Here is an 8041-nt window from a genome sequence, read left to right on the forward strand (position 1 = left end):
GGGTCCCCCCGCTCGAGCGAAGCCGAGAGTGGGGGAGGCACCTCGTCGCGCCGAGTTGCGCAACGACCACGCCTTAGCTGTCGCGGGCCGAGGCTGGTGCCGTCCGGCGTCGGCCGAGGTCCGTCGGGGCCAGGAACAGCGCCAGGGTCGGGATCAGGTACAGGAGCCAGACCGTCACCTGGAGGACCGTCGGGTCGGGCTGGAAGTTGAAGACGCCCTTGAGGAGGGTGCCGTACCAGCTGTCCGGGGGGATCGTGGCGGAGATGTCGAAGGCCTTGTCCGTGAGGCCGGGCAGGAAGTCGGCCTCCTGGAGGTCGTGGAAGCCGTACGCAAGGACGCCCGCGGCCACGACCACGAGCATGCCGCCGGTCCAGGTGAAGAACTTCGCCAGGTTGATGCGCAGCGCGCCCCGGTAGAACAGCCAGCCCAGCAGAATCGCGGTCAACAGGCCCAGGGCGACACCGACCAGAGGCCGCGGCGTACCGTCGCTCGCCGCGTGGACCGAGGCCCAGACGAACAGGGCCGTCTCCAGGCCCTCCCGGCCCACGGCCAGGAACGCCGTGGCGACCAGCGCCCCCGTGCCCATCGCCAGCGCCGCGTCCAGCCTGCCGTGCAGCTCCGCCTTGAGATGGCGGGCGGTGCGGCGCATCCAGAACACCATCCACGTCACCAGGCCGACCGCGACGATCGACAGGGAACCGCCGAGCGCCTCCTGGGCCTGGAACGTCAGCTCCTGGGAGCCGAATTCGAGCACGCAGCCGAAGCCGAGCGCGAGGGCCACCGCCACTCCGATGCCGGTCCAGATCGGCTTCAGGGCGTCCCTGCGGTCCGTCTTGACCAGGTAGGCGATGAGGATGCAGACGACCAGGCTCGCCTCCAGGCCCTCGCGCAGACCGATCAGATAGTTGGAGAACATCGGGTCTACGCCTCCCCGGAGAACAGCGTCCGGCCCCACCAGTCGTCCTTGTCGCGGACGCCCGGCGGGATCGCGAAGAGCGCCGAACCCACGTGCTGGATGTACTCGTTGAGCGCGTCCGTCGCCAGATTGCGCTGGATCGGGATGAAGCCCTCGCGGACGTCCCGCTGATAGGCCAGGAAGAACAGGCCCGCGTCCAGGCGGCCCAGTCCGTCCGTGCCGTCGGTGAAGGAGTAGCCGCGGCGCAGGATCGTCGCCCCCCGGTTGGAGTCGGGATGCGCGAGCCGGACGTGCGCGTCGGGCTTCATCGCCTTCAGGAACGGCTCGTCGCGTTCCTTGGCCTTGCCGACCGGGGCGCCCTCGCCCTTGTCGCGGCCGAAGATGTCCTCCTGCTCCTGGAGCGAGGTGCGGTCCCACGGCTCGATGTGCATGCGGATGCGCCGGGCGACGAGGTAGGAGCCGCCCGTCATCCAGGCCGGGCCGCCGGCCTTCCCGTCCACCCATACGAACTTCCGCAGGCGGTCCGTCTCCGTGCCCGCGATGTTGCGCGTACCGTCCTTGAAGCCCATCAGGTTGCGCGGGGTCTGCGCCTCGGGCGTCGTCGACGACGTCTTGCCGAAGCCGAGCTGCGACCAGCGGATGACCACCGTGCCCATCCCGATGCGGGCCAGGTTGCGGATGGCGTGCACGGCGACCTGTGGATCGTCCGCGCAGGCCTGGACGCACAGGTCGCCGCCGCTGCGGGCCTCGTCGAGGCTGTCGCCCGCGAACTTCGGCAGGTCGACCAGGGCTTCGGGCCGGTGGTCCGCGAGTCCGAACCTCTCGAACAGGGTCGGGCCGAAGCCGATCGTCAGCGTCAGGCGGGAGGGCTTGAGACCGAGGGCCTCGCCCGTGTCGTCCGGGGGCGCCTCGGGCAGGCCACCGTAGGCGCCCTCGCCCACCGGGTGCCCGGCCGTCATCCGCCGGGCGGCCTCCGTCCAGTCCTTCAGCAGCCGGACGAACTGCGCGCGGTCCTCCGTCGTCACGTCGAACGCTGCGAAGTGCAGGCGGTCCTGCACCGGGGTGGCGATGCCCGCCTGGTGCGCGCCGTGGAAGGGAACCGCGGCTCCGGCACCGGCGGGGGCTTCGTCGTCGCCGCGGGCCATCGCGACCGCGCCGCCCGCCGCGGCGGCGCCGAGCGCGAGGCCCGCACCGCCCCAGCCGAGCAGCGAACGGCGCGAGGGGGACGCCGGGTTGGTGTCCGTCATCGTGGCACCCCGCTACTTGGCGACCGCTGCGGCGAGCTTGGACAGCGGCTCCGCGAGGGCGTTCACCGCGTCCGACAGCTCCTTGCGGTCCGCCTTGCCGACCTTGTCGTACGAGGTGAAGTCGTACGACGTGGTGTTCGGGCGGTACTTGTCGAGCAGCTTGTCCAGCGCCGTGAACTGCTTGTCCAGTTCGGTGACGAGGGCCGCGTCGTTCTCCTTCGCGACCGGCTTGAGCAGCTCGTAGGACTGCTGCGCGCCCTCGACGTTGGCCTTGAAGTCGACCAGGTCCGTGTGCGAGTAGCGCTCCTCCTCGCCGGTGACCTTGCCGGTGGCGACCTCGTCGAGGAGTTCCTTGGCGCCGTTGGCCATGGAGGTGGGGGTGATCTCGGCCTTGCCGACCCGCTTCTGCCAGTCCTTCAGGTCGGTGATGAGCGTGCCGGCGAGTTCCTTCTCGCGGTCGCCGATCTTCTTGTCCTGCCAGAGGGCCTTCTCCAGGCGGTGCCAGCCGGTCCAGTCGGTGGCCGGGTCCTGGCCGTCCTCCAGGCCGTCCTCGCGGACGTCGACCTTCGGGTCGATGTCGCCGAAGGACTCGGCGACCGGCTCGGTGCGCTCCCAGCCGATGCGGGAGGGGGCGTACGCCTTCTTCGCGGCTTCGAGGTCGCCGTCCTTGACGGCCTTTGCGAACGCCTCGGCCTTGGGCAGCGTCTCGTCGGCCTGGGCCTGGACGTAGGCGCGGTAGTCCGCCACCGCCTTGTCCAGGCGCGGATCGCGCTTGACGGCCTTGCCGCCGGTGACCTTGACGGCCTGACGGATGCCGTCGCCCTTCATGCCGGGCTTGCAGGCGATCTGGTAGTCGCCGGCCTTCACCTCGGCGGTGACGCGCTGCTTGGTGCCGGGGCCTATGTTCTCCCGCTCGGTGACCACGCGGTCGTCCGGGAAGAGGACGTAGACCTCGGTGACCTTGGAACCCTTGTTCTCGACGGCCAGTTCGACGTGCCCGGCCGGGAACTCCTTCTTCGACACCTCGCACTTGTCGTCCGTCGCCGTGACGTGGACGACGTGGTCGCCGTCCTTGGCGTTGCTCTTCTCGGTGCAGCCGGTGACGGCGGTCAGGGCCGCCGCGACGGCGATCGCGAGGGAAGCGGGTCTGGCGGGTCGCATGAGGGCTCCAGGGAAGGAAAGGTGAGGCTCACCTAAGGGCCACATCAGGATGCCCGAATGGCTCAAAATTGCCGTCATGAATGAGTCAAGAAGGGGTCAAGGCTCCCGCCGCGGGGTCACCAGGAGCGCTCCTGTCCGGGGGTGCGGGAGGACCTCGACGGGCTGGTCGTAGACCTCGGTCAGCAGTCGTTCGGAGAAGACCTCGGCGGGCGGGCCGTCCGCCGCGACGCGACCGGCGCACAGCAGCGCGACCCGGTGCGCATAGGCCGCGGCGAGCCCCAGGTCGTGCACCACCACGACCACCGCGTCACCGGTGTGCGCCCTTGACCGGCACAGTCGCAGCACCAGTTCCTGGTGCCGCAGGTCCAGCGCCGCGGTCGGCTCGTCGAGCAGCAGGAGCGGGGCATGCTGGGCGAGCACCCGGGCCAGCGCCACCCGGGCCCGCTCGCCGCCGCTGAGCGCGGAGAACGGGCGCGTGGCGAAGCCGGTCACCTCGGTGGCGGCCATGGCCTCGGCGACGGCCCGGTCGTCGTCGGCCGGGGTCGTGGCGGGGGACGCGGCGTGCGGAGCCCGGCCCATGCGGACGACCTCCTCGACCGTGAAGGGGAAGGAGAGCGCCGGGGACTGGGGCAGGACCGCCCGGCGCAGGGCGAGATCGGGCGCGGGCCAGTCCGCCGCCGGGCGGCCGTGGACGCGTACGACCCCCTCGGCGGCCGGGACATCGGCGGCCAGGGCGCTCAACAGGGTCGACTTTCCCGCCCCGTTGGGGCCGACCAGGGCGAGGACCTCACCGGCGCGCACCGTGAGGTCGACCCCCTTCAGCACATCGAGGGCCCCGAGCCGGACACGCAGGCCCCGCGTCTCGGCCAGGACGTCGCCAGGAGCGGGCGGGGCAGGGGGAGTGGGACGTCGGGTACGCAGGCGGATCACGCCCAGCCTCCTTGTCGGCGCCGGGTGCGGCGCAGCAGCCAGAAGAAGAACGGGCTGCCGAGCAGAGCCGTCAGCACCCCGAGGGGGAGTTCGGCGGGCGCGGCGACCGTACGGGCCGTCAGATCCGCCGCCAGCAGGACGAGCGACCCGAGCAGCGCGCTGCCCGGGATCAGGAACCGGTGTCCGGGGCCCGCGAGCATGCGCAGCAGGTGCGGGACCACCAGGCCCACGAACCCGATGATCCCGGAGACGCTCACCGCCGCCGCGGTCAGCAGCGCGATGACGAGGACCAGCACGATCCGCAGCCGCTCCACGTCCACGCCCAGATGCCGCGCGGGCCGCTCGCCGAGGGCCAGGAGGTCCAGGCGGCGGGAGTACAGGGGCGCGACCGCCAGGCCGAGTGCCGCGCACGGCAGGACCGCCAGCACCTTCGGCCAGGTCGCCTGGGAGAGCGAGCCGAGCTGCCAGAAGGTGATCTGGTTGACCGCGGCGGTGTCCGCGAAGAAGAGGAACAGGCCGATCAGCGCCCCAGCGAAGGCGTTCACCGCGATACCGGTGAGGATCAGCGTCACCACCTCCGTACGGCCGCCCGACCGCGACATCGCGTAGACGAGCAGCACCGTCACCAGACCTGAGGCGAAGGCGAAGACGGACACCGTCCAGGTGCCGAGGACGTTCACGCCGAGCGCGATCGCCCCGACCGCGCCGACCGCGGCGCCGGAGGAGACGCCGATGACGCCCGGCTCGGCGAGCGGGTTGCCGAACACGCCCTGCATCAGCGCGCCCGCGCAGCCCAGCGAGGCACCGACCAGCAGGGCCAGCACGATCCGCGGGAACCGCACGCTCCACAGCACCGACTCGGCCACCCGGTCCAGCTCCCCGCCGCCCAGCCCCAGCCGGTGCTGCACGGAGGCGAGGACGTCACCGACCGGGACGGGATAGGCGCCGGTGCCGGCGGCGACCGGGACCAGGACGAGCAGGGCGGCGACCAGTCCGGCGGTCAGCGGCCATGCCGTAGTACGGCGTCTTCGGGGCGGGCTCTCGGCCGGGGCGCTCGTGGTGGGCCTCTCCAGGACGGTCATCCAGCCTTACCTGCGCTCTCTGTCGGTCGTCGTGGCGGGGGAAAGGTTCAAGGCAGAATTGCCCTCGTGACTGACTACGACGTACTCCGTGTCTTCTGCGGGCCGCGCGGTGGCTACGGCAATGAACTCGGGGTCGTCCGCGAGGGTTCGGTGATGCCCGGGGAGAGCGAGCGGCAGGAGTTCGCCGCGAAACTCGGCTTCAGCGAGACCGTGTTCGTCGACGATCCCGAGCGCGGCGTGATCGACATCTACACGCCGGCCCTGCGGCTGCCCTTCGCCGGGCATCCCTGTGTCGGGACGGCGTGGCTGCTCGACGTGCCCGAACTGGTCGTCCCCGCCGGGGTGGTCGGTGCCCGGCAGGACGGGGAGTTCTGCTGGATCGAGGCGCGGGCCGAGTGGGTGCCGCCGCGCACCCTGCGGCAGTACGGCAGCGCCGCCGAGGTCGACGATCTGGCCGTACCGCCGCCGGGGGAGTGGGTCTACGCCTGGGCCTGGGAAGACGAGCCCGCCGGCCGGGTCCGCGCCCGGGCCTTCCCCGGCCGCGGCGACGGCATCGACGAGGACGAGGCGACCGGGGCGGCCGCCCTGCTGCTCACCGACCGGCTGGGCCGGGCCCTCAACATCACCCAGGGCGCCGGCTCCCAGCTGCTGACCGCGCCCCAGCCGGGCGGCTGGACCGAGGTCGGCGGCCGGGTCCACCTCGAACGCTGAACGGACGGAGGCCTCGCGGCCCTACGCCGACAGCGGGAACTCCTCGCCCAGCGCCTGGAACACCGCGTTGTTCAGCGCGTACGCCCGCTTGCACTCGGCCACGGCCCGCTGCCGCTCCAGCTCGTCACCGGGCACCGCGTCCAGCAGGGCGCAGTAACTCCGCTTGAAGGCGGCCGGGTTGGGGATCTGTTCGAAGACGTAGAAGCGGACCCCGTCGCCCTTCTTCGTGAAACCCCACGCCCTCTCGGCCGTGTCGCGGATGATCTGCCCGCCGGAGAGGTCGCCGAGGTAGCGGGTGTAGTGGTGCGCGACATAGCCGGCCGGCCAGGTGCGGGCGCACTCGGTGATCCGCTCCGCGTACTCCAGGGTGGCGGGCAGCGCGCTGATGCCCGACCGCCAGCCGGGGCCGCGCAGATACTCCAGGTCCTGCTCCAGCGAGGCCATGCGGAACAGCTCCGGGCGGACGAACGGGCCGGCCACCGGGTCCGCCGCCAGCCGCGCGGCCCCCGACTCCAGCGCCCCGTACACGAACCACAGCTGCTCCGTGTAGCGCGCGAACGCGTCGACGCCCAGTTTGTGCCCCAGCAGGTCGCTCATGAAGGTCGAGCCCCTGACCTCCTCGTGCTGCTCTCGGGAAGCGGTCCGAATGAGGGTCGAGAAGGATTCCATGGCGACACTTTCTATGGTTAGGCTAACCTAAGTCAATAGCCTTGCCGACCTGTTGTCGGTAAACTTCCCGACGCGACGTCGGTAAAAACCTGCGGACATCAGAAACGGCCCGCCCTCCGGGGAGAGCGGGCCGTTCGACGGTGTACGTGCGGGTGGGTGCTACGGCAGCGTGAGGATCTCCGCGCCGGTGTCCGTCACCACCAGCGTGTGCTCGAACTGGGCCGTCCGCTTGCGGTCCTTCGTCACGACCGTCCAGCCGTCGTCCCACATGTCGTACTCGTGCGTCCCGAGCGTCAGCATCGGCTCGATCGTGAACGTCATACCGGGCTGGATCACGGTCGTCGCGTGCGGGCTGTCGTAGTGCGGGATGATCAGCCCGGAGTGGAACGACGAGTTGATGCCGTGACCCGTGAAGTCCCGCACCACCCCGTATCCGAACCGCTTCGCGTACGACTCGATGACCCGGCCGATGATGTTGATCTGCCGGCCGGGCCGGACCGCCTTGATGGCCCGCTCGAGGGACTCCCGCGTCCGCTCCACCAGCAGCCGCGACTCCTCGTCGACCTCGCCCACCAGGTACGTCGCGTTGTTGTCGCCGTGCACGCCGCCGATGTACGCCGTCACGTCGAGGTTGATGATGTCGCCGTCGCGCAGGACGGTGGAGTCCGGGATGCCGTGGCAGATGACCTCGTTGACCGAGCTGCACAGCGACTTCGGGAAGCCGCGGTAGCCCAGCGTCGAGGGGTAGGCGCCGTGGTCGCACATGTACGCGTGCGCCACCTTGTCCAGCTCGTCCGTGGTCACCCCTGGGGCGATCAGCTTCGCGGCCTCCGCCATCGCCCGGGCGGCGATCCGGCCGGCGACGCGCATCGCCTCGATCGTCTCTGGGGTCTGCACCTCCGGTCCGGTGTACGGCGTCGGCGCGGACTTGCCGACGTACTCGGGGCGGCGGATGTTTCCGGGCACGGGACGGGTGGGGGACAGCTCCCCCGGGACGAGCAGTGACTGGCCAGACATGCCAGCGAGTCTAACCAGCGCCCATGGGGGAACATGTCGATGGCGAGAGGAGCTGGTCATGGCCCTGTTCAAGAAGCGCACGGTCGGCAAGCCGGGTGAGTGGTACTACTGCCTGGAGCACAAGAAGGTCGAGGAGGGGCCGGAGTGCCCCAACAAGGACCGTTTCGGGCCGTACGCCTCCCGCACGGAGGCCGAACACGCGATGGCGACCGCCCGCGAGCGCAACCTCCAGTGGGAGAACGACCCCAAGTGGCACGACGCCCCGACGGGCGGCCGCGACGACACCCCCTGAGTACGTACCCCCGCGT

The 8041-nt window shown here is 71.1% G+C and carries 9 protein-coding genes; 2 read left to right on the plus strand and 7 right to left on the minus strand.

Annotated elements, in window-relative coordinates:
• Positions 1-73: 73 nt before the first annotated feature.
• The 5 genes from efeU to ACWIF2_RS39180 all read right to left on the minus strand — a co-directional run bounded on the left by efeU (position 74) and on the right by ACWIF2_RS39180 (position 5336).
• A complete protein-coding gene (efeU, locus tag ACWIF2_RS39160) occupies positions 74-916 on the minus strand; it encodes an iron uptake transporter permease EfeU (protein WP_454366287.1) in 843 nt (280 codons plus the stop codon).
• 5 nt (positions 917-921) lie between these two features.
• Positions 922-2163, minus strand: coding sequence for an iron uptake transporter deferrochelatase/peroxidase subunit (gene efeB / locus ACWIF2_RS39165; RefSeq protein ID WP_454366289.1), 1242 nt, complete (start codon positions 2161-2163; stop codon positions 922-924).
• 12 nt (positions 2164-2175) lie between these two features.
• Complete coding sequence (efeO, locus tag ACWIF2_RS39170; RefSeq protein WP_454366291.1) at positions 2176-3324, minus strand: iron uptake system protein EfeO; 1149 nt, start codon at positions 3322-3324, stop codon at positions 2176-2178.
• A gap of 96 nt (positions 3325-3420) precedes the next feature.
• Complete coding sequence (locus ACWIF2_RS39175; protein ID WP_454366301.1) at positions 3421-4251, minus strand: heme ABC transporter ATP-binding protein; 831 nt, start codon at positions 4249-4251, stop codon at positions 3421-3423.
• A complete protein-coding gene (locus tag ACWIF2_RS39180; protein ID WP_454366293.1) occupies positions 4251-5336 on the minus strand; it encodes a FecCD family ABC transporter permease in 1086 nt (361 codons plus the stop codon). The genes ACWIF2_RS39175 and ACWIF2_RS39180 overlap by 1 nt, the downstream gene beginning before the upstream one ends.
• Before the next feature lie 66 nt (positions 5337-5402).
• Between ACWIF2_RS39180 and ACWIF2_RS39185 the strand changes: the two genes are divergently transcribed.
• Positions 5403-6047 carry a PhzF family phenazine biosynthesis protein gene (locus ACWIF2_RS39185; protein ID WP_454366294.1) on the plus strand — a complete coding sequence of 215 codons (645 nt, stop codon included), beginning with the start codon at positions 5403-5405 and terminating at the stop codon, positions 6045-6047.
• Between the two features lie 21 nt (positions 6048-6068).
• On the opposite strand, the gene ACWIF2_RS39190 is transcribed toward ACWIF2_RS39185, so the two are convergent.
• Both ACWIF2_RS39190 and map read right to left on the minus strand, forming a co-directional pair.
• Positions 6069-6716, minus strand: coding sequence for a biliverdin-producing heme oxygenase (locus tag ACWIF2_RS39190; protein ID WP_454366296.1), 648 nt, complete (start codon positions 6714-6716; stop codon positions 6069-6071).
• A 159-nt stretch (positions 6717-6875) separates the two neighbouring features.
• Positions 6876-7733, minus strand: a complete 858-nt coding sequence (map, locus tag ACWIF2_RS39195; RefSeq protein ID WP_454366297.1) for a type I methionyl aminopeptidase — start codon at positions 7731-7733, stop codon at positions 6876-6878.
• A gap of 58 nt (positions 7734-7791) precedes the next feature.
• On the opposite strand from map, the gene ACWIF2_RS39200 reads away from it, so the two are divergent.
• Entirely contained in the window at positions 7792-8025 is a 234-nt protein-coding gene (locus ACWIF2_RS39200) for a hypothetical protein (protein WP_454366299.1), read from the plus strand.
• The last annotated feature ends 16 nt before the right edge of the window (positions 8026-8041 follow it).

It is taken from the genome of Streptomyces sp. NPDC055506 (assembly GCF_053643595.1).